This is a genomic window from Paenibacillus lautus (genome assembly GCF_050482385.1).
Classification (GTDB): Bacteria; Bacillota; Bacilli; order Paenibacillales; family Paenibacillaceae; genus Paenibacillus_AQ; species Paenibacillus_AQ lautus_B.
Genome location: NZ_JBCNHV010000022.1, coordinates 356,517 through 378,451, shown reverse-complemented (window position 1 = coordinate 378,451; position 21,935 = coordinate 356,517). Strand labels below are relative to the sequence as shown.

The 21,935-nt window shown below is 48.6% G+C and carries 25 protein-coding genes and 1 other annotated feature; of the genes, 16 read left to right on the top strand and 9 right to left on the bottom strand.

Annotated elements, in window-relative coordinates; all coding sequences use genetic code 11:
- Positions 1-50: 50 nt before the first annotated feature.
- The 3 genes from ABEW73_RS27165 (at position 51) to ABEW73_RS27155 (ending at position 4,289) form a co-directional block, all read left to right on the top strand.
- Positions 51-902, top strand: a complete 852-nt coding sequence (locus ABEW73_RS27165) for a YwmB family TATA-box binding protein (protein WP_430163706.1) — start codon at positions 51-53, stop codon at positions 900-902.
- Between the two features lie 137 nt (positions 903-1,039).
- The gene (gene zwf / locus ABEW73_RS27160; protein ID WP_379407337.1) at positions 1,040-2,587 is read left to right on the top strand and encodes a glucose-6-phosphate dehydrogenase; all 1,548 of its coding nucleotides are present in this window, start codon (positions 1,040-1,042) and stop codon (positions 2,585-2,587) included.
- Between the two features lie 121 nt (positions 2,588-2,708).
- Entirely contained in the window at positions 2,709-4,289 is a 1,581-nt protein-coding gene (locus ABEW73_RS27155; protein WP_430163704.1) for a peptide chain release factor 3, read from the top strand.
- Between the two features lie 83 nt (positions 4,290-4,372).
- Here the strand turns inward: ABEW73_RS27155 and sspI are convergent, their stop codons facing one another.
- A complete protein-coding gene (gene sspI, locus ABEW73_RS27150) occupies positions 4,373-4,609 on the bottom strand; it encodes a small acid-soluble spore protein SspI (protein WP_076324880.1) in 237 nt (78 codons plus the stop codon).
- 140 nt (positions 4,610-4,749) lie between these two features.
- Here sspI and ABEW73_RS27145 point away from each other — a divergent pair, with 140 nt between their 5' ends.
- The 6 genes from ABEW73_RS27145 to yunB all read left to right on the top strand — a co-directional run bounded on the left by ABEW73_RS27145 (position 4,750) and on the right by yunB (position 9,041).
- On the top strand, positions 4,750-5,412 hold the full coding sequence (locus ABEW73_RS27145; protein ID WP_430163701.1) for a potassium channel family protein: 663 nt from the start codon (positions 4,750-4,752) through the stop codon (positions 5,410-5,412).
- 74 nt (positions 5,413-5,486) lie between these two features.
- Positions 5,487-6,284 (top strand): TrmH family RNA methyltransferase, encoded by a 798-nt coding sequence (locus ABEW73_RS27140; RefSeq protein WP_430163698.1) that lies wholly within the window; start codon positions 5,487-5,489, stop codon positions 6,282-6,284.
- A 243-nt stretch (positions 6,285-6,527) separates the two neighbouring features.
- A complete protein-coding gene (locus tag ABEW73_RS27135; RefSeq protein ID WP_430163695.1) occupies positions 6,528-6,953 on the top strand; it encodes a DUF1801 domain-containing protein in 426 nt (141 codons plus the stop codon).
- Positions 6,954-7,141: 188 nt separating this feature from the next.
- Positions 7,142-7,567 (top strand): SRPBCC family protein, encoded by a 426-nt coding sequence (locus tag ABEW73_RS27130; protein WP_430163692.1) that lies wholly within the window; start codon positions 7,142-7,144, stop codon positions 7,565-7,567.
- 3 nt (positions 7,568-7,570) lie between these two features.
- Complete coding sequence (locus ABEW73_RS27125) at positions 7,571-7,915, top strand: ArsR/SmtB family transcription factor (RefSeq protein ID WP_213643225.1); 345 nt, start codon at positions 7,571-7,573, stop codon at positions 7,913-7,915.
- A 163-nt stretch (positions 7,916-8,078) separates the two neighbouring features.
- Positions 8,079-9,041: a sporulation protein YunB gene (gene yunB / locus ABEW73_RS27120; protein ID WP_430163689.1), complete on the top strand. Its 963-nt coding sequence runs from the start codon at positions 8,079-8,081 to the stop codon at positions 9,039-9,041.
- A gap of 106 nt (positions 9,042-9,147) precedes the next feature.
- Here yunB and ABEW73_RS27115 read toward each other — a convergent pair whose 3' ends face one another.
- Entirely contained in the window at positions 9,148-10,191 is a 1,044-nt protein-coding gene (locus ABEW73_RS27115) for a M23 family metallopeptidase (RefSeq protein ID WP_430163745.1), read from the bottom strand.
- A gap of 258 nt (positions 10,192-10,449) precedes the next feature.
- Here ABEW73_RS27115 and lipA point away from each other — a divergent pair, with 258 nt between their 5' ends.
- Together lipA and ABEW73_RS27105 are read left to right on the top strand one after the other, a co-directional pair.
- Complete coding sequence (lipA, locus tag ABEW73_RS27110) at positions 10,450-11,343, top strand: lipoyl synthase (RefSeq protein ID WP_430163686.1); 894 nt, start codon at positions 10,450-10,452, stop codon at positions 11,341-11,343.
- A gap of 27 nt (positions 11,344-11,370) precedes the next feature.
- Positions 11,371-11,919, top strand: a complete 549-nt coding sequence (locus ABEW73_RS27105; protein ID WP_430163683.1) for a YutD-like domain-containing protein — start codon at positions 11,371-11,373, stop codon at positions 11,917-11,919.
- Positions 11,920-11,962: 43 nt separating this feature from the next.
- Here the strand turns inward: ABEW73_RS27105 and ABEW73_RS27100 are convergent, their stop codons facing one another.
- Together ABEW73_RS27100 and ylbJ are read right to left on the bottom strand one after the other, a co-directional pair.
- The gene (locus ABEW73_RS27100; protein ID WP_430163680.1) at positions 11,963-12,766 is read right to left on the bottom strand and encodes an NAD kinase; all 804 of its coding nucleotides are present in this window, start codon (positions 12,764-12,766) and stop codon (positions 11,963-11,965) included.
- Positions 12,767-12,830: 64 nt separating this feature from the next.
- Positions 12,831-14,060, bottom strand: coding sequence for a sporulation integral membrane protein YlbJ (gene ylbJ / locus ABEW73_RS27095; RefSeq protein ID WP_430163677.1), 1,230 nt, complete (start codon positions 14,058-14,060; stop codon positions 12,831-12,833).
- 411 nt (positions 14,061-14,471) lie between these two features.
- Between ylbJ and ABEW73_RS27090 the strand changes: the two genes are divergently transcribed.
- Positions 14,472-14,849 carry a globin gene (locus tag ABEW73_RS27090; RefSeq protein WP_430163674.1) on the top strand — a complete coding sequence of 126 codons (378 nt, stop codon included), beginning with the start codon at positions 14,472-14,474 and terminating at the stop codon, positions 14,847-14,849.
- A gap of 56 nt (positions 14,850-14,905) precedes the next feature.
- Positions 14,906-15,601, top strand: a complete 696-nt coding sequence (locus tag ABEW73_RS27085) for a DUF2225 domain-containing protein (RefSeq protein WP_430163671.1) — start codon at positions 14,906-14,908, stop codon at positions 15,599-15,601.
- Between the two features lie 88 nt (positions 15,602-15,689).
- Here the strand turns inward: ABEW73_RS27085 and ABEW73_RS27080 are convergent, their stop codons facing one another.
- Together ABEW73_RS27080 and ABEW73_RS27075 are read right to left on the bottom strand one after the other, a co-directional pair.
- The gene (locus ABEW73_RS27080; RefSeq protein WP_071222370.1) at positions 15,690-15,920 is read right to left on the bottom strand and encodes a hypothetical protein; all 231 of its coding nucleotides are present in this window, start codon (positions 15,918-15,920) and stop codon (positions 15,690-15,692) included.
- Positions 15,917-16,102, bottom strand: a complete 186-nt coding sequence (locus ABEW73_RS27075; RefSeq protein ID WP_076324867.1) for a YycC family protein — start codon at positions 16,100-16,102, stop codon at positions 15,917-15,919. The genes ABEW73_RS27080 and ABEW73_RS27075 overlap by 4 nt, the downstream gene beginning before the upstream one ends.
- A gap of 144 nt (positions 16,103-16,246) precedes the next feature.
- Between ABEW73_RS27075 and ABEW73_RS27070 the strand changes: the two genes are divergently transcribed.
- Both ABEW73_RS27070 and ABEW73_RS27065 read left to right on the top strand, forming a co-directional pair.
- Positions 16,247-18,040, top strand: a complete 1,794-nt coding sequence (locus ABEW73_RS27070) for a M3 family oligoendopeptidase (RefSeq protein ID WP_430163668.1) — start codon at positions 16,247-16,249, stop codon at positions 18,038-18,040.
- A 286-nt stretch (positions 18,041-18,326) separates the two neighbouring features.
- Positions 18,327-18,731 carry an O-methyltransferase gene (locus ABEW73_RS27065; protein ID WP_076324865.1) on the top strand — a complete coding sequence of 135 codons (405 nt, stop codon included), beginning with the start codon at positions 18,327-18,329 and terminating at the stop codon, positions 18,729-18,731.
- Between the two features lie 93 nt (positions 18,732-18,824).
- Here the strand turns inward: ABEW73_RS27065 and ABEW73_RS27060 are convergent, their stop codons facing one another.
- Both ABEW73_RS27060 and ABEW73_RS27055 read right to left on the bottom strand, forming a co-directional pair.
- On the bottom strand, positions 18,825-19,046 hold the full coding sequence (locus tag ABEW73_RS27060; RefSeq protein WP_076324864.1) for an alpha/beta-type small acid-soluble spore protein: 222 nt from the start codon (positions 19,044-19,046) through the stop codon (positions 18,825-18,827).
- A 216-nt stretch (positions 19,047-19,262) separates the two neighbouring features.
- On the bottom strand, positions 19,263-20,252 hold the full coding sequence (locus ABEW73_RS27055; protein WP_430163665.1) for an aldose 1-epimerase: 990 nt from the start codon (positions 20,250-20,252) through the stop codon (positions 19,263-19,265).
- A 176-nt stretch (positions 20,253-20,428) separates the two neighbouring features.
- Positions 20,429-20,671, top strand: a binding site (T-box leader).
- 89 nt (positions 20,672-20,760) lie between these two features.
- On the opposite strand from ABEW73_RS27055, the gene trpS reads away from it, so the two are divergent.
- Positions 20,761-21,747, top strand: a complete 987-nt coding sequence (trpS, locus tag ABEW73_RS27050; protein WP_430163663.1) for a tryptophan--tRNA ligase — start codon at positions 20,761-20,763, stop codon at positions 21,745-21,747.
- A gap of 12 nt (positions 21,748-21,759) precedes the next feature.
- On the opposite strand, the gene ABEW73_RS27045 is transcribed toward trpS, so the two are convergent.
- A complete protein-coding gene (locus ABEW73_RS27045) occupies positions 21,760-21,927 on the bottom strand; it encodes a hypothetical protein (RefSeq protein ID WP_009592873.1) in 168 nt (55 codons plus the stop codon).
- Between the last annotated feature and the right edge of the window lie 8 nt (positions 21,928-21,935).

Here is a 21,935-nt window from a genome sequence, read left to right as displayed (position 1 = left end):
CCATCCTTTTTACTAGATTGATAGATTCGAACGGGGAGGCGTGACTGACCATGCGGAAGATGCGTTTACAGATCATTGTGATGATGTTGTTGCTGTGCGGGGCAGCTGGTATGATGGCGGGGTTTGCGGGAATAACGGAAAGCAATCGAAATGAATCAGCTCCGCATGCGAGAGAAGCGTCAACTTCAGTTTCAGGTGGAACAGGAGAAAAAGATATCGATGGAACAACTGGAGTCCGGCTAGCTGCAGAAGAAAGCGATCTAACGCTTCTGACAGTGCTCGGGCAAGAGCATATGGAGCCTTCAGCAAAGCTCACGGTAAAAATTCAAGGTGAAATGATAAATTCTATTCCTAAGGATCAAGCTAAGAAAGCAGCTGAGCAGTTGGCTCGTACAATGGGGCTCTCCGGAATTACGACGTCCCAACTTCAAGGAAATGAAGTGTTCCAAGCAGAAGGCGTGCTCTCAGGTGTATCCGTGCAACTGGATTGGGCCCTCACAAAGGAGGAACATAGTTATATCAGAGCCATGCTTGTTGGAGAAGCGGCTGGGCAGACCCGGGAAATGATGGCCCTACAGCAGCAGATTCAAGAAATGATGAAGCAAGCAGGCGTACCGAACACATGGAATGCCTCCATTCAAGGGTATGCAACGGAGACCGCAAGCGTTGATGCGACGATGGCTCAGGTAGAAGAGGCTGTAGCCCAAAAACTCCCGCTTCGCTCTGTTGAGGATTATGCAGATGACAAAACACAAAGCCGTTCTTATGAGGTTCCTTCACTGGGTGCTTTTGTGATGAGTGGCGATACGTCGATTCATATGCAGATCGCAGTGCATGAAGATTCGATGAAGAAAAGTAGTAGAATAACGATCGGATTTCCCGTCATTACAATAGAATACTGAAAATGATTTCTGAAAGTCCGATGAAAAAATGCGGAATGAGATAGCATACTTGAAATGAATATGCTAAAATGTCATCACATCGAGTTATGTGACGATGCATAAAAATACACTATAATTCATAGAAAGAATGAGGAGCCATGGCTGAAAATCAAAATCTAGATACAATGAAGACACCGGGAGCTGTATTTTTCATCTTTGGGGCGACTGGTGATTTGGCAAGACGTAAGTTGTTTCCGGCGATCTACAGTCTTTATCGTGAAGGAAAACTGGATGAGGATTTTGCGGTAATCGGCGTGGCGCGGCGTCCGCGTACACAGGAAGAGTTTCGTGAGGACGTGTATCGTTCGATTCAGGAATTCTGCCGATACAGTTCGGAACAGGATAGTGAATGGAATGCATTTGCACAGCATTTTGAATATAAATCTTTAGATATTAACAATATTGACGGTTTCCGTGAGCTTCGTGAACAAACGGAGCAATTGGAAACGAAATTTAATATACCGGGTAATCGCTTGTTTTATCTGGCACTTGCACCGGAATTGTTCGGCAGCGTATCGTTTAACCTGATGAAGGGCGGTATGCTCGACGGAGAAGGCTGGAACCGTCTTGTGATCGAGAAGCCATTCGGCTACGATTTGGAATCGGCTGCCAAGCTGAACGAAGAAATCCGTAAAGTATTCAAGGAAGAAGAGGTCTACCGGATTGACCATTATCTTGGCAAAGAAATGGTACAGAACATCGAAGTTATGCGTTTTGCGAATGCTTTCTTTGAGCCGCTGTGGAACAACAAGCATATCGCCAATATCCAAATCACGCTTGGTGAGACGGTTGGTGTCGAGGAGCGCGGCGGATACTATGATCATGCCGGTGCACTAAGGGATATGGGTCAAAACCATATGCTGCAGCTGCTAACCATGATTGCGATGGAACCGCCTAGCCGTCTGCTCGCAGAGGATATTCGCGACGAGAAGGTAAAAGTGCTTCGTTCCTTGCGTCCGTATGCCACACATGAAGAAGTGAAGAACAACGTAGTTCGTGGTCAGTATACAAGCGGTTCAGCGGGCGGTAAAGATCTGCCGGCTTACCGTGAAGAGGACAAGGTTAATCCGGAATCCAATACGGAAACCTATTTTGCGGCCAGAGTATTCGTGGACAACTTCCGCTGGGCGGGCGTACCGTTCTATATCCGCACGGGCAAACGTCTGCCGGTTAAGACAACCGAGGTGGTTGTCGAGTTCAAACGGATGCCAACCAACGTATACTTGGGCCAAAAGCATTCCCTGGAGCCTAACCTGCTTGTCATCCGCGTGAATCCGATGGAAGGCATTTACGTGAAGATAAATGCGAAAAAGCCAGGATCTGAATCCGAGATCGCTCCTGTAGCGATGGATTTCTGCCAAAGCTGCATCGTGGGCATTAACTCTCCTGAAGCGTATGAGCGTCTACTGCATGATGCTGCTCGTGGGGATTCCACTTACTTTACACGCTGGGACGAAGTGGCTTCGGCATGGTCCTTCGTGGATCGTATTGCCAGCGCGTGGAGAGAGAACCAGGGCGAGCTGGAATCGTATCCTGCGGGTTCGTGGGGACCTGCCAAGGCAGATGAGCTGTTGAAGGAAGACGGATTCCACTGGTGGCCGGTTAACGGGCAGCTCGAGGATAATGTGGTGTGGTTGAAAAACTAAGATCATTTTCTAAAATTTACGTATTAAAAATCATCCTCATGCGCACGGCGCATGGGGATGATTTGCGTATGAATTGTGGTACAATGATATACATGACTTTAGTTACGAAGGGATAAGTGAAATGGCAAAGCTAATAGATGAACTGCAGCAGGAAGTGGATAAGCGCCGTACGTTCGCGATTATTTCCCACCCTGACGCCGGTAAAACAACACTGACCGAGAAGCTGCTCTTGTTCGGGGGCGCCATTCGTCTGGCTGGATCGGTTAAAGCTCGTAAAGCGAGCAAGCATGCAACGAGTGACTGGATGGAGATCGAGAAGCAGCGGGGAATCTCGGTTACCTCGTCTGTTATGCAATTTGATTATTTAGGGCATCGAATTAATATATTGGATACGCCGGGTCACCAAGACTTCAGTGAGGATACCTATCGTACGCTGACAGCTGCTGATAGCGCCGTCATGTTGATTGACGTAGCCAAAGGGGTCGAGGCTCAAACGATTAAATTATTCCAGGTGTGTGCGAAGCGGGGCATTCCGATCTTTACCTTTATCAACAAACTCGACCGCGAAGGGCGCAGCCCGTTTGATCTGATGGAGGAGCTTGAACAGGTTCTCGGCATCCGCTCTGTACCGATGAATTGGCCGATCGGCTCCGGGCGTGACCTGTGCGGCGTGTACGACCGGGTTAAGAATCAAGTTGAATTGTTCCAGGGCGACGACCATTCCACGATTAAAGTACAGAAGGTCGAGGGCTATGAGGATCCAATCATTCGCGAGATGGCAGGCGATTACCTGCATGATCAGTTATGTCAAGACCTCGAGCTGCTGGATGTTGCCGGAGACCAATTTGATCTGGAGAAAGTTATGCAGGGTCAGTTAACACCTGTATTCTTCGGCAGTGCGATCAATAATTTCGGCGTCCAGACCTTCCTAGAGAACTTTCTTCAGCTTGCGCCGAAGCCGGAGCCGCGCCATAGTAAGGACGGTTTGGTGGAACCCACCGAAGAGAAGTTCTCCGGATACGTCTTTAAGATTCAAGCCAATATGAATCCGGCTCACCGGGATCGTATCGCTTTCCTGCGAATCGTATCGGGCAAGTTTGAACGCGGTATGAGCGTGAAGCATGTTCGGGTAGGCAAGGAAATCAAGCTGGCGCAGCCGCAGCAGTTTTTGGCGCAGGATCGAGATATTGTGCAGGAGGCATACCCTGGCGATATTATCGGTCTGTTTGACCCGGGCATTTTCCGGATTGGGGACTCGCTCAGTCAAGGGCGTGAAGTTGTATTCGACGAGCTTCCAACATTCTCACCGGAAATCTTTGCCAAAGTAACGGTGAAGAATGCACTGAAGCATAAGCAGTATCAGAAGGGGATTGATCAGCTGACGGAAGAGGGGACCATTCAGGTATTCCGTACCGTGAGTTTCGATGAGACCATTCTCGGGGTTGTGGGACAGCTCCAGTTCGAAGTCTTCGAGTACCGGATGAAGGGAGAATACGGCGTCGATGTCCAGCTTCAACGGATGCCGTATCAGTTCGCTCGGTGGATCGTGGATGACAATATTGATCCGTCCAAGTTCCGGATTAACTCAACACTGGTCAAAGACAAGAAGGATAACTATGTTGTCTTGTTCGAAAATGAGTATGCGATGAGAACCGCTATCGACAAGAATCCAACCGCTCAGTTTCTTGAGACCGCTCCGTAAGCGATGTTATAAATATGCAATGTAAAGAACAATCCCTTAAGCTTCACAGCTTAGGGGATTGTTCTTTTTTGTTGACTATGGGATTATCCTTGAAGTTTGCCAGGCGTAACGGTTTTCAAATGATCATGCAGGGAAGAGACAAGGCTGTTCTGCTGGGAAGCATTCATGTCTTTCCACATCATTTCAAACATTACACCAAGTCCCGGCAGGGCAGCTTCAGGCCCGTCAACGGAACCCTCGATCATGGAGCGCAGCTCTTCTTCGTCCTGATTGTGGACTTTATGAATGACGGCCTGCCTTAGATCTAACAATATGGACATGGACATGTTCCTCCTTGTTATGAAAGGGTCATTGTGTAATGTACCCGTTCCAGGGCAGTTACATTCAAGTATTTGGGACAGTATGATATACTGTTATCATTATGATGATGGATGACCTAGGCTCGTGGGGGGATATATAAATGGCTAAGAAGCAGTACGCAGTAATCGGTATGGGGCGTTTTGGCACGAGTGTTGCCAAGGAATTGAGCAGCATGGGATTTGATGTATTAGCCGTAGACGCGAGCGAACAGCGCATTCAGGAAATCGCGAGTATGGTCACGCATGCCGTATCGGCGGATTCAACCGATGAAGAAGCGCTTCGGGCGCTGGGCATACGGAATTTTGATGTGGTTGTCGTGGCGATCGGGGAGGATATTCAATCCAGCATTTTGACTACGCTGATCTTGAAGGATCTTGGCGTTCCGGCCATTATCGTGAAAGCGAAGAATGAGCTGCACGGAAAAGTGCTGAACAAAATCGGTGCAGATAAGGTGATTTTCCCTGAGCGGGATATGGGGCTGCGGGTTGCCCATCATCTGGTGTCACCGAATATTTTGGACTACATCGATTTGTCGGACGACTACAGCATTATGGAGATGCTTGCTACAGGCGATCTGGTCGGTCATAATCTGATAGAGCTGGATATTCGGGCACGGTTCGGCTGCAATGTCATGGCGATTCGACGTGATGCGGACATGAACATTTCGCCAAGTCCGGATGACCGGATTGAGGAAGGCGATATTCTCATTATTGTGGGGCACAAGAACGACTTGACGAAGCTGGAGCTTGCTTATCCGAAGTAATGCTGTCCGCTAGCAGGTATGCTGGGTTGAGCGGGACTCGGTTTTATATATAAGTAAAGAACGGATGGATTACCATGGAGATACTATCGCCGCAGAATGCCAAAGTGAAGGGCTGGGCACAGCTGCAGGAAAAAAAACATCGAGACAAGCAGAACAAGTATGTGGTCGAAGGCATTCATCTCGTACAGGAAGCACTGTCATCCGGAGCGGACATCGAGTGTGTTGCTTATGATGTGGAGAAGGGCATTCCTCAAGAACTCCGTCATATATCGGATACAGGACAAGGCGCCGAATGGATTGGCGTATCCCATGCCGTCATCTCGAAGGTCAGTGATACGCCGTCACCGCAGCAGGTGTTTGCCGTGGTTCGCAAAGAAGCACGTCAATGGCAGGATCTAATCCTGCGCGAGAACGGTTTGGTTGTTGTTCTGGACGGTCTTCAGGACCCGGGGAATGTGGGAACCATCATACGAAGCGCAGATGCTGTAGGGGCTGCAGGCGTGGTTCTGGGACACGGCTGTGCGGATTTGTATAACCCCAAGACGCTGCGCTCTACCATGGGATCCCTGTTTCATCTACCGGTGCTGGAGGGTGATCTGCTGAGCATTTTGCCGGAAGCCAGGGAACGGGGAGCTCGATTGGTCACAACCATGCTGGAAGGGAATCGCTCCTGCTTCGAGTATGATTTCCAAGGGACAAGCTGGATCGTGATCGGAAGCGAAGGGCGCGGTGTCTCACCTGAGGTTGCGGAACTTGTGGACGATGCGATTCGTATTCCCATGCCGGGAAAAGCCGAATCGTTGAATGCCGCTATGGCTGCTTCAGTATTGATGTATGAGGCTTTACGGCAAAGAGAGTACGCCGGTCAATAAAGACAGGAGCGGCTCGACAAGGCTGGAAGTGATTAGAAAGCAATTGCTAATCATATCCGGCTTTTTTTATTTAAGAGATAAGAAAGCATAAACTTCAGGGGCTTACAGGCTTAACCTCCTTATCTCGCAAGAAAAACTTCCGCTAAATGCGGTCTGTCTTCTATGCAAATACGTCGATGACGTTTTTCTTATTTTTGATAAGGCTGGTAATAATAACAGAGTGTTCGAAAGGAGTAAAACCCCATGTACGAGCAAAAAACAAAAGAAACCGATCACAGCGTGGTGGAGTTTATAGAGCAAGTGGATTCGTCAAAAAAACGGGAGGATGCTTATCGTTTGCTGGAGGTCTTTGAGGAGACGAGCGGTTTTCCGGCTAAGATGTGGGGACCCAGCATCATCGGCTTTGGCTCCTACCATTACCGCTACGCTACCGGGCATGAAGGAGATGCGCCGTTTGTAGGTTTTTCGCCGCGCAAAGCGAAGATCAGTTTGTATTTTGCGCCGGGCGATGAGCAGCGGGAGGAGCTGTTGACGAGTTTCGGTAAACATACGGCGGGAAAAGGCTGCGTGTATATTAATAAAGTGGCGGACATTGATATGGAGGTCCTAATGCAGCTGATTCGGGAATCGATCGCCTTCTTGAACAAGACTTACCCGGATCAGACCTAGTGAGTTCAAGTCATGAGATGTTGGCAAGATGTCTGGTTTGCCTGGCTTTAAGGGAAGCTGGACTTAGGGTGCGCGGAATGGGTATAAGGTGAATATTGGTATTTGACGTAAAACCATTTGGTGTCCTATAATGCAATAAGGGAAACCAAATGGTTTCATAATTTAAACATAAGCGAGGTTAATGTGATATGGACAACCCATCAAACGGCAAGCTGCCGGATATTCGCCATACGCTTGTGCTGAAAGCGCCCATCGAGAAGGTGTGGGAAGCCGTAGCAACGGCTGAAGGGATTTCAGCCTGGTTTATGCCTAACAATTTTGAGCCAGTGGAAGGCTTTGAGTTTCAATTGAATGCAGGCCCATGGGGGAATTCTCCATGCAAGGTCACGCTTATTGACGAGCCTAACCGTTTGTCTTTTAACTGGGGCAAGGATTGGAGTGTTACGTTCGAACTGATTCAGCAGGGAGATCATACGGAATTCACGCTCATTCACGGCGGATGGACAGCGGATCAAGTGACCGAGTTCGGGGAAGCTCACGATATCGTACGGGGCCGTATGGACAAAGGCTGGGCAGGCATTGTTCAGAAGCTTGTGGGATACGTCGAGGCCTAATCTATGTCGCAAGCTGCTCCGAAGCATGATGTTTATCAAGCGATCGCAGATCCGACACGCCGTAAGCTGCTTGGCTTGTTAAGTGATAAGGAAATGCCGGTTAAAGAAATTACAGGGCACTTCTCCATGACGCGGACCGCTGTCTCCAAGCATCTCCGAATTCTGGAGGAAGCGGGACTTGTGCAGGACCGCAAGGTTGGACGCGAAACCCGCTATCGGCTGGATGTAGAGCCGCTTCAGGAGTTAAAGGATTGGCTGGCTTATTTCGACCGCTTCTGGGAGAATAAGCTGTCGATGCTGAAATATTATGTGGAAGATCAAGAAGACCATCCAAAGAACGATAAGTAGATTCTTGATGCAGTCTTTCTTCGTAATGAGTATCTATAAGGAAGAAGAGTGAGGATAAGCCAACCTTGCTCTTCTTTTTTGACGTTTGTCCGCATACCCTCTATACAAGGATAGCTTGCCATGGTAAACATGCTCCTCTGGGAGTAAATAGGGGGGACCCAGCATGAGACGAAAGAGATGGGGAAGCAGACGTTTATCCTTTCCGTCCCTGTCATGGCCCAAACCAAGGAGAGCTTATAAACCACCGCGCAGAGGTTTCCGGCCCGTACCGCAGAGCCGAGGGCGTCCTCAGGTTGCCAAACGACGCAGCGTGAAAAAATGGTGGCTCATCGGCGCTTTGCTCCTTGTGTTTGGGATCGTTGAGTTTTTTATGTATATTGAACAGAATCTGCGGCCGCCGATCATGCATTTAGCCCAAATCAGGGTCAAACAGATTGCCACTGAAGCCATTAATAAAGCGATCACCTCGCAGGTGACGCAGGGCAAGGATTTTGATAATCTGGTCAATTGGAAAACGGATAGCTCCGGCAAAGTGACGGGATTCATGCTGAATTATGCCGAGCATTTAAAAATCACGTCCCATACAACGGAGGTTGTTCAGAGCACATTGGACGATATCCATAAGCGGAAGGAGCATATTCCGCTTGGTCAGGTGTTAAAAAGCCCAATCATCGCGTCATTCGGTCCGCAAATTCCATTAAAGATCGAGCCGCAGGGAGCGGTGAAGGTTCAACTGGACACCAGGCAGCAGGGTGCAGGCATCAACATGATTCTGGTGGAGGTATTCGTCCACATTGTAACGGAAGTAGCGGTTGTTGTTCCTTTTGACATGGAACCGCAGATTGTGGAAACCGATATTCCCATCTCTTATCTGCTCGTGGTCGGCGATGTGCCGATGTATTATTATGACGGGCAAGGAAAGGCCGTCGGTGAGAACAAGGCAAGTGCGCCGAGCATAGCGATACCGCCTCCCGTTACGAATGAGAACAGCCATAATACACAGCAGGAAATCCCGCCTGCAACAACGCCGGATCATCCTCCAGACGGAACAACACCCCCTCTTGAACCTTCACCTGGCGCAGCGGACTTATCCGGACAAACGGGGGGAAACAACACCGGAGGCTAAGAGTCCCTGTTTAATTCCATTTTGGCGCCAGCGTATGGAAGCCTGCACCATGATTCAGTTGGCCAGTTATGTAGCCTTACGGAGAAAACGCGCCCTTGGGTTGACCTCAGGGGCGCGTTTTTTTCGAGCGTTTTTCTTCCATTTCCCAGTGCTTCAGCAGCGGGTAAGGATCGAATGCCCATTCGTTCAATCCGGTATCCCGGTAGATGCCGTAATGGAGGTGTGGAGGGAATTTGCCCTGGGTTCCCGGCTTGCCATAACCGGAGCTGCCAACCCAGCCGAGGGTTTGACCCGGTGTAACGACATCCCCGAGCGAGATCCCTTTGTCAAAGCCTTGCAGATGGGCGTAATAGTGATAATGATTGTTCAGATCACGGATGCCGATGCGCCACCCGCCATATTTATTCCAGCCTTTAATTTCGACAACGCCGTAACACGTACTCCGGACAGGGACTCCATAATTGGCAAACAAGTCCGTTCCTTCATGAACTCTTCTTCCTCCCCAATTGCGTCCCATTCCGAATGTGCTTCGGTAGGAGTAGTTGCTGTTGACCGGGAGAGGAAATGCATGGTCAAACAAGTCCAGCTTCTCATAGGTTTCATACAATTTGGCATATTGCATGACACGCTGTACAGCCCGCGTGTTCTGGTAGTATGACCAGAGCCCGATGCTGAAATCATCAGCGGCATGTCCGTAGGGGGAGAGCCTTGCCGCAACGGTATATAGCAGGTCGATATCATTATTCCGGTCTGCCTTGCCATCCCCATCACCATCCAACCCAATGCCGGAAAACACGCTGATCGACATCGGATTTACATCCTCCTGATTGGGATTTAACGCCCCGGCCCATCTTGTGGAGGGGATGAAGATGCTGAGCGTCCGGTCCGGATGCTTGCGATCCTTGGGATGGACTCTAGTTAGTGTCCGCTCATATTGGTCAATGGCAGCCAGGCGATACCAAGGAATTTGGGTAACGGTGGAAATCTCATCGTATAACGACTTCCGATCTGCGAAAATGGCGCTAGCATCCATTGTTTTTACCGTATCGTCAGCGGCGCTGACCGAAATTGAGGCGGATGCGGACACAGGCCCGCACATGCAGCAGGCAGCTGTCAAGGCAGCCACAGCTGCAGCAGTGCAGCGAATCATGATGCCGCTTGCGCTCAATGGTTGAAAAATCCTCAATGTGTCCTTCTCCTTCCTTTTGGATTGTCATAATTAAGGACGGACAGTCATGCCTACACTGTAGGGTGAATCAAAACAAGGATTTTTATCCATGCCGCAACTAGATCAATCTCATATCGATGCGAAACAAGTAATATGATGGTTTTCATGATATAATATGGGACAGCAAACGATGGGGTATGTCTTGAGTTACATCAATAAATTCGAAAGAAGGTTTTTTCTTTGTCTAAAACCAAACAGCCAAAACCTGACTGGATTCGAATCAAGCTGACTACTGGCGATAATTATAAAGAAATCAAAAGCATGATGCGATCCAAGACACTACACACGGTGTGTGAAGAGGCTCGCTGTCCGAATATTTATGAATGTTGGGCTAATCGTACCGCAACCTTTATGATTCTGGGTGATATTTGTACTCGCGCCTGCCGATTCTGCGCTGTCAATACGGGACTTCCAACGGAACTGGATCTTCAGGAGCCGGAACGCGTAGCGGAAGCGGCGGAACAGATGAACCTGCGTCATTGCGTTGTAACAAGCGTGGCACGGGATGATCTGAAAGATGGCGGAGCCTACATATTCGCTGAAACGGTTAAAGCCATTCGCAGACGTCTGCCGCTTTGCTCGGTGGAAGTGCTGATTCCGGATTTTATGGGAAGCGAAGAAGCACTTAAGATCGTCATGGATGTGAAACCGGACATCCTGAACCATAACATTGAGACGGTGGAGCGAATGTCGGATCGGGTTCGCGCCAAAGCCAAGTACACCCGTTCATTGCAATTGCTGCAGAATGCCAAGGCCATGCAGCCTGATATTCCAACCAAATCCAGCATTATGCTGGGTGTCGGCGAACAATGGGATGAGATTTTGGAAGCAATGGACGACCTGCGTTCCGTGGGTTGCGATATCATGACAATCGGCCAATATTTGCAGCCTTCGCCGAAGCATCTGAATGTGGAAAAATACTATACGCCGGAAGAGTTTGCGATCTTGAAGGAAGAGGGAATGAAGCGCGGATTCAGCCACGTGGAGTCCGGTCCTCTGGTGCGCAGCTCCTATCATGCACACGAGCAAGTGAAATCTGCGGAACGCAACAAGGAAGAGGCCGTACAGTCTTAACCTTTGGAAAGGCAGGGGAAGCTTTCAATGATCGTTATCGGAAACAAGAGTTATGAAGTGTTAAAGGACCATCGAAACGGCTGGAATCTGGAAGCTTTCCGGGAGCGGTACAGTGAGGTGCTGGACCGTTATGACTACATCGTGGGAGACTGGGGTTACAATCAGCTTCGGCTTAAAGGTTTCTATCGGGATAATCATCCTAAGGCTGCCAAGGATTCTACCTTCTCCAGCATGTCCGATTACATTAACGAATACTGCAATTTTGGTTGTGCTCACTTCGTGCTTCAGAAAACCAAGGAGCAGAAGGATGGCAAAGAGCAATCCAGTTCCAAAGAGCCTGTGGAGATTCGTGAATTATCCCCCAAGGAAACCAAGGGTGAGGGGGAAGCGAAGGGAAGTAAGGAAGCCTTGCAGGAGGAGCCTAATCCGGGCAAGGAGCCCAAGGACCAACGCGAGCGGCGCGAAGCGAAGGATTCCAGACGCGAGCCACGTGATCCTAAGGATGCTAAGGAGTCCAAAGAGAAGGAAGCAAAGCCTTCCAAGGAGCCTAATCCTCCGGCTGAACAGCCGCAATAAAAAAGAACGGTCACCAGTAAGCCAGGTGGCCGTTCTTCTTTTTTTAGCCAAGAAATGCATCACGGACACGATTCCAGAACGGGAACGGCCGATAGCGTGCAAAACTGACCTGCTGTTCCGCCACTTGACAGCGTACGGATACGAGGTCGTCAATCGAGATATTCACATGATCGATAGTAAGCAGCAAACGCTGTTCTTTACGCGAGAATATATCACAATGATGATGCTTAGGCAGAAGCAGCGGTGAGCCCAGCGTACGGAAAATCCGATTGTTAATCGAGGCGATTTCCGCGATCTGCAGAGCATCGATGGAAGGATGAACCATCGCTCCGCCGACACTTTTGTTATAGGCTGTGCTGCCGGACGGCGTGGACACGCAGATTCCGTCTCCCCTGAACATCTCAAAGGTTACGTCGTTGATGTCAATCTGCGCGACAACGGTACCGTCAACGCCTTTAAGCGTAAATTCGTTTAAGGCAATGTAAGAGGACGTTCCTGATTTCTTATGAATTTCCAGTTGAACCAGGGGGTACTTGACGAGGCGCGGCTTCACGTTGCCGTATTCGCCTTCTCCGCTCATATGATCAATTAGCTCTGTCAGTTCATCGGCCTTCCAATCAGCATAGAATCCCAAGTGGCCCGTGTGGACACCGACAAAAGCGAGGTCAGGAATACGGTCAATAAAAGTATGGAAAGCATGCAGCATCGTACCGTCTCCGCCGATTGAGACCACAATCTCCGGAGATTCTGCATCCAGCACAAACCCCCGCTGTTCCGCCAGCTTGTGAAATTGCTGGGTCAGCTCGACAGACAATGGGTCACCGCGGTCCAGAACATAATATCTCAAGTTGATAAGCTCCTTTGTAAGGTTATATAAAGATGATAATCAATCTTGGAGAAGAACACAATGTTCACCTTGGGAATTTGCGGATTTTCTGCTGCAGTCCTCGAATGATCTGAATAAACAACGCAACCGCAATCAGGAAACCGAGCAGGATGCAGAAAACCGTCATAATATGGGTATACCCGTTTAGGGCAGAATCCGAAACAGCCGGCAAGGCCATGGTCGGTATCGAAGATCCCATGACACTTCTCCACAGCAATAATACAGCGGTCGCGGCAATCACACCATGTATCAATCTGGCAATGACAAAAGGGAAATATCTAAGGTTGGTAGAGTTCAGGATGCTGATGATCTGGGCATGAACGGACAAGCCGCCCCATGACAATATAAAGGCAGCCGCAGCCGCTTTGTATGGCAATGGAATTGCCGCCCCCGCTTCGCCGGCATATCGAGCACCGAGTGTAACCTCAAACAATCCGCCTACGATGGCAGTGGATAAGGATTCAGGCATCCCAACCAGAGATAACAGCAAACTGATGACTTCTGTTAGCGCTGGCATGGCGCCGGCCCGGGTCCAGAGTTCAAGAAATACGGAGAAGAAAACAACGAGCCCGCCGACAACGATAATGAGTTGAAGCGATGACTGTATCGCTTGTCTTACCAAGGTGCCGAGGTCCCGGCCATCCTGCTCACGCGCCGCATGCATGGCATGAAGGGCGGACTTGAGTCTGCTCGTTTTAGCCTGGGACAGGCGGAGTGAATCGGTTGCTGTTTTGGATTCATGCCTGCCATGAAATCTCATGATCAAACCCACCAGGAAACCTCCGCCATAATGGGACAAGGCAAGGATCAAACCAATCTTGTGGTCATGAAAGAAGCCGATAGAGACCGCTCCAATTAGAAATATAGGGTCAGAAGAGGTGGTGAAGGCAACCAGCCGCTCACCTTCCTCCCGGTTTACCATTTTTTGTTCCCATAGTTTGGCGGTTAATTTGGCACCGACCGGGTATCCTGAAACATATCCCATCGCTGCAACGAATCCGCCTGCCCCCGGAATACGGAACAAAGGTCTCATCATAGGGTCTAGGAGCGTGCCAATCAGGTGGACTACACCAAACCCCAGCAGCACCTCTGAAATAACAAAGAACGGGAATAGGGAAGGGAACAGCACGTCCCACCATATCGAAAGGCCACGGAGTGCAGATTGAAGCGCCGCTTCGGGAAATAAAGCCATTAGGACAATTACGCTGAGCAGTGCCGTCACAAGCAAGAGCCAGCCCATTTTTTTCATGGTCATAATAAGGAATACGCCCCCTGGCATCGATGTGAATGATAGAAATATAGGTCCGTTGTTAAAAATCTATGCAGGATATAGGACAAACAGTATAAAAAAACACGAGAAAGCGGTTACATTAATGCTTTATTTTCGGGGATATTGTGCTATAATAAAAAACATCAAAGCACATCTTTCGTATTATGTTTGGATGGAGTGATGATCATGAGCATAGTCGCAGGTATCCTAGTATGCGCCTTCGTTTATGTCATACGTGCTTCTCTCGTCCAGAGTGAAGAGGACTGGCGCAGTTATTAATAAGTTCTAAAAGGTGCTAACCATTGCTTAGCGCCTTTTTTTGTTGTTTTTTGGTATAATGGATAGGTACATCCAATCGAAAGCGAATCATAAAAACAGATGGGAGAATTAGCGGATATGGATCCGAACTTAAGCATCTATGATAACCTCGGGGGTGCCGAGGGTGTACGTTCGCTCGTCGAAGCTTTTTATCCGAGAGTGCAGCAAAATGAGCTGCTCTCGCCATTGTTTCCGGAAGACATTATGCCGGTGATGGAGAAGCAATATATGTTCTTGAGCCAGTTTTTTGGAGGGCCAGCCTTGTTCTCGGAAGCATTCGGACATCCGATGATGCGGGCCAGGCACATGAAATTCCCGATTACGGATCGCCATGCCGAAGAATGGCTTGGCTGCATGGGAGGAGCCCTAATCGAAATTGGCGTGGAGGATGAATTACGTGATTTTGTGCTGCAGCGACTGTCCGGCCCCGCCCACCATTTCGTGAATACTCCTTAGTGCCATATACCTACATCTAACAGGAATTAGACACGAATGAAGGGATGGCGAATGGCGTGAAATTGGAACCCTTGTATTCCATCAAGGTGATTTGTGCGCACTGTGAGCATGAATATGTAACGTCCAGGGTGAGACCCAGCTTTAAAAAGGCATACCGTACAGATACGGATTTTTGCGCTTACTATAAATCGGAAAATCCCGATTTTTACGTGGTGCGGATCTGTCCTGAATGCGGTTTTGCCTCCACGGAAAACTCGACCCTGAAATTGAACGAACGGCAGAAGGCGCTCTTTTATAAGCAAGTCGGATGCCGCTGGGAGAAGAGGGATATGAGCGGCTCGCGCAATCTGGAGGATGCTCTCGAGTCGTACAAGCTGGCTCTCCTCTGTGCGCAAGTGATCGGGGAGCGGGATCGTATTGTGGCCAGCCTGCTGCATCATATCGCTTGGCTGTACCGTTATCAGGGCAACGAGGATCAAGAGAAGCGGTTCTTGAGTTATAGCCTGGAATCCTATGTCCGAGTGTTTGAGCTGGAAGGGGTAGGGGCGAATGATGCAAGGCTGCTGTATCTGATCGGGGAGATCCACAGAAGGCTGGGACAGTTTCAGGAGGCGGTTCAATGGTTCTCCAGAGTGGTCCAGGATGACAAGATTATGGATGCCGCGATGATACGCGCATCCAGAGAGCAGTGGAAGCTGATATCCGAGCAGATTCGGGAGCAGAAGAACACGGCACTTCAGGCAGAGTCCTAATGTCCTAATGCAAATAGCCCGCTGAAGGGTGGGTCAGCAGGCTATTTGGATAAACACGAATAGGCTGAACTCATGCTCTACGGTGAAGTCAGCGTAATCGCTGATCCGTGAGCAAGTAGTCGATGTCGCTGTCCAGCACGGTTACTTTGTTGTGGCAGCAGGGGAAGATCAGCAGCTTCTTTTTCCCTTCCCTTACGCTTATTAGTTCCTTGGGTTTCATCGGCAGCAATACATTGTCGGTTCCGCAGAATGGGCAGCTGTGTACATACACATCGTTTCCAACGACATCATAAGGCCAAGTATTGGAAAAAGGAATCATGAGTTCTCCGATGATGGGGACTCATCATCTTGTTTCGCTGCTTTCGCTTCCTCATTCTTGGCAAGCTCGGCAATTTTCTGCATTAATATATGCTGAGGCATATGCATCAGCTGTTCCAGCGGAACGCCCAGCTGCTTGGATAGTGTAACGGCCGTCTCCGGTGATATTTGCAAAGGTCTCATGGCTTTTGGCTCCTTCAGCAGTAAATTGGTTGTAGCAGGGATAACATAAATTGAGTTATATATAGTTATACACTTTTCCCTAAGTCCACACAAATGGTAATCCGCTTGAATTCATATTTTATTTTGAAAGGTGATGAATGTTCGATGGCACTTCAACAAACTTGGGATTTGGAATCGATATTTCCCGGAGGTTCTTCCTCACCGCAGCTCGTCAGCTTTCTTGAGTCTCTTGAGCAGGATGTACATAATCTTCAGCAAGCCGTTAAAGCATTGACCGTTCCGGAAACCATGGAGGGCGCCTCCAGCCTTGAACGCTTCCTTGAGCAGTTCCAGAGCGCCTATGCCCGTATCCGTGAAGTCTCTGCATTCGTGGGTTGCCTGACCGCGCAAAATGTGAATGACAAGAAGGCCGTTCAATTATCCGGACGGGTAACGTCGTTGTCCGCGACCCTGCAATCGGTTAAGAACCAATTCGATAACGTGCTTCGCGGAATGAACGATGAGGTCTGGACCGCATGGACCGGTACGGATAAGGTGTCCGAGCTCGATTTCGTATTGAACGAAAGCCGTAATCTCGCAAAGGATAAGATGAGCCCTGAGTTAGAGAGCTTAGCTCTATCGCTTGGCGTAGACGGTTATCATGGATGGGGAGAGTTCTACGATACCATCGTTAAGAAAATCCAGATTCCGTATGAGGAAGACGGTAAGACGGTCATGTTGTCCGCAGGACAGGCATTCAATAAAATGCATGATCCTCGCCGGGAAGTACGCCAATCCATGTTCGAAAAGTGGGAGCAGGCATGGGGAGACTCCGCTGATTACTGTGCGGATACCCTTAACCATTTATCCGGCTACCGCCTGAAGCTGTACGAAAATCGCGGCTGGGATGATATCTTGAAGGAGCCGCTAGCGATTGGCCGTATGAGCCGTGAGACGCTTGATACCATGTGGGCTGTTATCCAGGACACCAAGTCGGTGCTTGTGGAGTACCTAAACCGTAAAGCGAAGCTGCTTGGTCTGGAAGGCTTGTCTTGGACTGATGTAGATGCCCCGCTGCGTACTTCCGCAACCAAAATCTCATATGACGATGCCGCTGTTAACATTGTGAAGCAGTTCCGTAAGTTTAGCCCGAGATTGGCGGATTTCTCGCAAATGGCGTTTGATAAGAGCTGGATTGAGGTCGAAGATCGCGCCGGCAAGCGACCGGGTGGTTTCTGCACTTCCTTCCCGGCTAGCGGCCAGACCCGAATCTTCATGACGTTTGGCGGAACAGCCTCGAACGTTTCGACCCTGGCGCATGAACTGGGCCATGCCTACCATCAGCATCTGATGGGCGGAATTCCGGTGCTTAACCAAAAGTATGCGATGAATGTTGCCGAGACGGCATCTACTTTTGCTGAAATGATTGTTTTTGATGCCATGGTGAAGGGTGCCGGCAGCGAAGAAGAAAAGCTGGCACTGCTGGAAGAGAAAATTCAGAACAGCGTAGCTTTCTTTATGAATATTCATGCCCGTTTCTTGTTCGAAACCCGCTTCTATGACAAACGGAAGAGCGGTCTGCTCAGCAGCGAGGAAATTTCGGAATTGATGGTGGAGGCGCAGAAGGAAGCCTACTGTGATGCTCTGACATCATACCATCCGCATTTCTGGGCATCCAAGCTTCATTTCTATATCACAGGGACGCCGTTCTACAATTTCCCATATACCTTCGGTTATATGTTCAGTACCGGCCTTTATGTTCGGGCATTGGAAGAAGGTCCGACCTTTGCAGATAAATATGATGCCCTACTTCGTGACACCGGCGTGATGTCCGTGGAGAATCTGGCAAGGAAACATCTGAACGTGGATCTGACCCAGCGCGAATTCTGGCAAAGTGCAGCCGACTCTTGCGTATCTGATATTAGACAATTCTTGCAAATGACGGAACATATGGCGTGATTTGTTGATTTTCATCGGAATAACAGATAAAAGAATTTGCTAGAGGATTTTGCCTCCCCAGTATATGCAAATTCCAACCTATGAAGAAGCCCGCTTGGGCTTCTTTTTTTGTCGTAAAAGAATGAAAGTTGACACAATAAAGGAGCTGAAAACTAAATTATTTGTGCAATTTTAGTAATAAATACCCAAATGTGTTGAATATTGTTGATACATTGATTCCTTTACCCTATAATGAGTCATAAGCCCTAGTAATAGGGATAATTTACTAATAAAGGAGGGAGAAGAGATGGTAAAACTAGATCAATTATCACTGGCTAGACAATTGGACATCGTTTTTAAAGAGCTGGAAGAAGAGTTGGGAGGTCTAAGTTCAGGGACAGTATTTGTACAAATACGAAACAATGTAATTGGTAAATTTGGCATACGGCATAATCCATTGGCTGGGCGTAACGGGGTCATAGCTCCACTTGAGGAGGGGCTAAGTGAAGCTCAACAACTCTCTTTTCGTACGATGGCGCTTGAAAGTCTGAAACATAAACGCCACTGGACACACGGCGAAATCAGTTATGAATTTATGGTACGACAAGGCATTGTCGTTGTAGATGCTATACTTGAATCCAACTATAACATGGCCAACTTGATGATTCGGTACCCTCGTAATACATATGCCGAAGCTGCTTCGGAATCCTGAAATCATTTATCATATAGAATATATAACGAAAGAGGCGATCTTTGGGGAGAAGATCGCCTCTTTCTAATTACGGCTGGAGGGAAGAGATGCGAATTACTGGTTCGAACGACCCGATAATTGCTGCTCAGCCAATTGTACCAGACGTTTGGTGATGTAACCTCCCAAAGAACCGGTTTCACGGGAAGTATAGTTACCCATGTAACCGTCTTGAGGAAGCGTTACACCCAGTTCTTGAGCTGCTTCTACTTTCAATTGTTGAAGAGCTGCAGTTGCTTGAGGTACGACAAGATTGTTAGAAGAACGACCTTGAGCCATGTCATGTCACCTCCTTTGATGTTGTATATGGATATTATGACTGAATCCTAGGAATCTCATTCGTGCTTGTGGCAGATCATTTGATGGTAAAATTATCCGTATCGCTGGAATGGCCGTTATCTTAGACAAACAAGAGCAGCCCTTTGATTTCAAAGGGCTGCTCTTGTTGAAACATTAAGTATATAAAGATCTTATGGCTCACATGAAATGGCTTAACTACCCTTGCTCTGCCTCCGGTGACGTTTTTTGGACGCTGATCTGGGTATTCAGGTTCACGGTCTGTCCCGGTTCCAGATGAATCAGGCCGGTTTCTTCGTTCGGCAGATTCAAATTGGGCGCGTTCGGAAGCCAGGTATACGGCTCGATGCAGAGGAATTCCTCTGCATCGCCTTTTGTATAGAGCACCCAGTGCTTGAAAAAGGCGCGGTCTGCCGAATAATGAATTTGATAACCATCATCCCGTTGAAGCATGGCTTCGGCTGGTTTGCCCTCCGGGATTTTCAATATCGTATCGAGGTCGGCTTCCTTCAGGTTGAGTCCGGAATTCAATTGTTCCAGATGGCCAAGCGGTGAAAGATCTCCGGTTGGAATCAGTTCATTATTCAAGGTATAGATTCCCTCTACAGGCAGATCCAGCGTCCAGCGATGCGGCTCACCATCAAGCAGGAACCACGTATGGTAACCCATACCGAACGGCACAGGGCTGGAACCCAGATTCGTTGCACGAAGACTCTGCGATAAGCGGGTACCCTGAAGACGGAAGGTCATTTCCAGTTTCAGCGGTACTGGGAATTGGGCAATCCATTTCGGATCATCCGATGATATGAACTCTGTCGAAACGGCGCACCCATCATCATCTTCCTCTATGTCGCTGACACACCAAGCCTGTGATCGGTGGAGACCGTGGATATGATTGTCGTTCGCTGTATTTTGATCAAATTGATACGATGTTCCGCCATACTCAAACTGGCCTTTGGAAATCCGGCCTGGCGGAATGAGCATCGGGATGCCGAAGTGGTAGGGCTTCTGAAGATAGAATGCAAGCTCACTTTCATCTGGTTTTCGAAGGATTTCGCGTGAGTTTTTAAGGTCTTTGATTCCAATGACATTGTTACCTAGACGAGGAAGGAGAGTCACTTCAAGACGGCCGCTGTTTAAAATATAGGTGTCGTAACCATTCCACTGGCCTTTGGTCACTTGATTCATATCGATGCTCCTTTACTAACAGAAATCATGGTCTTGACGATTAACCACATCATAACAGATTTTTGCGGAAAGGGTAAAAGAAATGCTTCAAAACATTGGACGGCTTGATTCCAAAATGGAATTGACAAGGCAGAGCAAGAGTTTTATCATTGCATGTAATAGTGATCCAAAATGATTGAAACACGATGACAAGGACAAGTAAGCAGGTGCGGCCCATCCTTCAGAAAGCCGGTGGTTGATGTGAACCGGTGGATCCGCTTTGCTGAATGGACCTTTGAGTGCCAGGCTGAACAGGGATTATTTTGTTATTCCTTAATATGCCGGCCGGGTATTCTCCGTTACAAGAATGGAAGGCTGCAGCTTAAGTATTAGAGTTACTGCAGCGAATAAGGGTGGCACCACGGTCTCACGTCCCTTGCGGATGTGAGGCCTTTTTGCGTTCATATATGTTCCCTTGAGCGGGGCAGACTTTGGATTAAAGAATGTTTAAATAAATGGAGGGTTAGTCATGAAAACAGTATTATCGGGAATTCAGCCGAGCGGTAATTTGACACTGGGCAACTACATTGGAGCCATTAAAAATTTTGTTAAGCTTCAAGACGAGCATGATTGTTACTTTATGGTCGTCGATCTGCACGCCATTACGGTACCGCAGGAGCCAAGCTCGCTCCGAGATCGCTCCGAATCGGTTGCGGCACTGTACGTAGCAGCCGGAATCGACCCGAATCGTGCTAATATTTTTCTGCAATCCCATGTTCCTCAGCATGCCGAACTGGGATGGATCATGACAACGATGGTGAATATGGGCGAATTGGAACGGATGACACAATTTAAGGACAAATCGGAAGGCAAAGATTCCGTAGGAGCCGGTTTGTTTGTCTATCCAGCGCTTATGGCTGCAGATATATTGCTATATAATGCCAATCTGGTACCGGTAGGAGATGACCAAAAGCAGCATTTGGAAATCACGCGCGATTTAGCTGCACGGTTCAATCATCGGTTCGGTTCCTATTTCAATATGCCGGAACCGTTCATTCCGGAAGTAGGAGCACGAATTATGTCGCTGGATGATGCTTCTAAAAAGATGAGCAAAAGTAATCCGGTTGAGGGCAGTTATATTGCTATGCTGGATACGCCGGACCAAATCCGCAAGAAAATCAGTAGAGCTACAACTGATTCCGGGGCCGAAGTGGTCTATGACCCGTCCGCTAAACCAGAAGTTAGCAATCTGATGAGCATCTATTCGGAGTGTGCTGGTGTGTCCTTGCAGGAAGTACAGGCGCGTTTTGAAGGGAAGATGTACGGGGCATTCAAGAAGGAGCTTGGCGAAGTTGTAGTAGCCGCTCTGGAGCCACTCCAAAACAGATACTACGAAATTCGCCAAACCGGTGAAATCCATGACATTCTGGCCAAGGGAGCAGAGCAGGCACAGAGGACTGCAACTCAAATACTGGATGGCGTCAAGGACAAGATGGGCTTTCTGGCTCGTAAATAAGCAGGGTTCTTCCTAAGAAGGCTTGCGTTTGGATTTGATAATGAATCCCCAGCCTATGTTGAGAATGGAGAGCAGAGCCAGACCGACGGCCAGAAATCCGTTGTAACTGATGGATATGGCCGATGCGGTCAGCAGGACGATCGAAGAGACCGCAAACCATAGGGATAAGCCTTTACTCATATGAAAAA

Coding starts and splice junctions, on each gene's coding strand:
- ABEW73_RS27165 (WP_430163706.1), top strand. CDS start 51: ATGCGGAAGATGCGTTTACAGATCATTGTGATGATGTTGTTGCTGTGC.
- zwf (WP_379407337.1), top strand. CDS start 1,040: ATGGCTGAAAATCAAAATCTAGATACAATGAAGACACCGGGAGCTGTA.
- ABEW73_RS27155 (WP_430163704.1), top strand. CDS start 2,709: ATGGCAAAGCTAATAGATGAACTGCAGCAGGAAGTGGATAAGCGCCGT.
- sspI (WP_076324880.1), bottom strand. CDS start 4,609: ATGTCCATATTGTTAGATCTAAGGCAGGCCGTCATTCATAAAGTCCAC.
- ABEW73_RS27145 (WP_430163701.1), top strand. CDS start 4,750: ATGGCTAAGAAGCAGTACGCAGTAATCGGTATGGGGCGTTTTGGCACG.
- ABEW73_RS27140 (WP_430163698.1), top strand. CDS start 5,487: ATGGAGATACTATCGCCGCAGAATGCCAAAGTGAAGGGCTGGGCACAG.
- ABEW73_RS27135 (WP_430163695.1), top strand. CDS start 6,528: ATGTACGAGCAAAAAACAAAAGAAACCGATCACAGCGTGGTGGAGTTT.
- ABEW73_RS27130 (WP_430163692.1), top strand. CDS start 7,142: ATGGACAACCCATCAAACGGCAAGCTGCCGGATATTCGCCATACGCTT.
- ABEW73_RS27125 (WP_213643225.1), top strand. CDS start 7,571: ATGTCGCAAGCTGCTCCGAAGCATGATGTTTATCAAGCGATCGCAGAT.
- yunB (WP_430163689.1), top strand. CDS start 8,079: ATGAGACGAAAGAGATGGGGAAGCAGACGTTTATCCTTTCCGTCCCTG.
- ABEW73_RS27115 (WP_430163745.1), bottom strand. CDS start 10,191: ATGATTCGCTGCACTGCTGCAGCTGTGGCTGCCTTGACAGCTGCCTGC.
- ABEW73_RS27105 (WP_430163683.1), top strand. CDS start 11,371: ATGATCGTTATCGGAAACAAGAGTTATGAAGTGTTAAAGGACCATCGA.
- ylbJ (WP_430163677.1), bottom strand. CDS start 14,060: ATGACCATGAAAAAAATGGGCTGGCTCTTGCTTGTGACGGCACTGCTC.
- ABEW73_RS27090 (WP_430163674.1), top strand. CDS start 14,472: ATGGATCCGAACTTAAGCATCTATGATAACCTCGGGGGTGCCGAGGGT.
- ABEW73_RS27080 (WP_071222370.1), bottom strand. CDS start 15,920: ATGATTCCTTTTTCCAATACTTGGCCTTATGATGTCGTTGGAAACGAT.
- ABEW73_RS27075 (WP_076324867.1), bottom strand. CDS start 16,102: ATGAGACCTTTGCAAATATCACCGGAGACGGCCGTTACACTATCCAAG.
- ABEW73_RS27070 (WP_430163668.1), top strand. CDS start 16,247: ATGGCACTTCAACAAACTTGGGATTTGGAATCGATATTTCCCGGAGGT.
- ABEW73_RS27065 (WP_076324865.1), top strand. CDS start 18,327: ATGGTAAAACTAGATCAATTATCACTGGCTAGACAATTGGACATCGTT.
- ABEW73_RS27060 (WP_076324864.1), bottom strand. CDS start 19,046: ATGGCTCAAGGTCGTTCTTCTAACAATCTTGTCGTACCTCAAGCAACT.
- ABEW73_RS27055 (WP_430163665.1), bottom strand. CDS start 20,252: ATGAATCAAGTGACCAAAGGCCAGTGGAATGGTTACGACACCTATATT.
- trpS (WP_430163663.1), top strand. CDS start 20,761: ATGAAAACAGTATTATCGGGAATTCAGCCGAGCGGTAATTTGACACTG.
- ABEW73_RS27045 (WP_009592873.1), bottom strand. CDS start 21,927: ATGAGTAAAGGCTTATCCCTATGGTTTGCGGTCTCTTCGATCGTCCTG.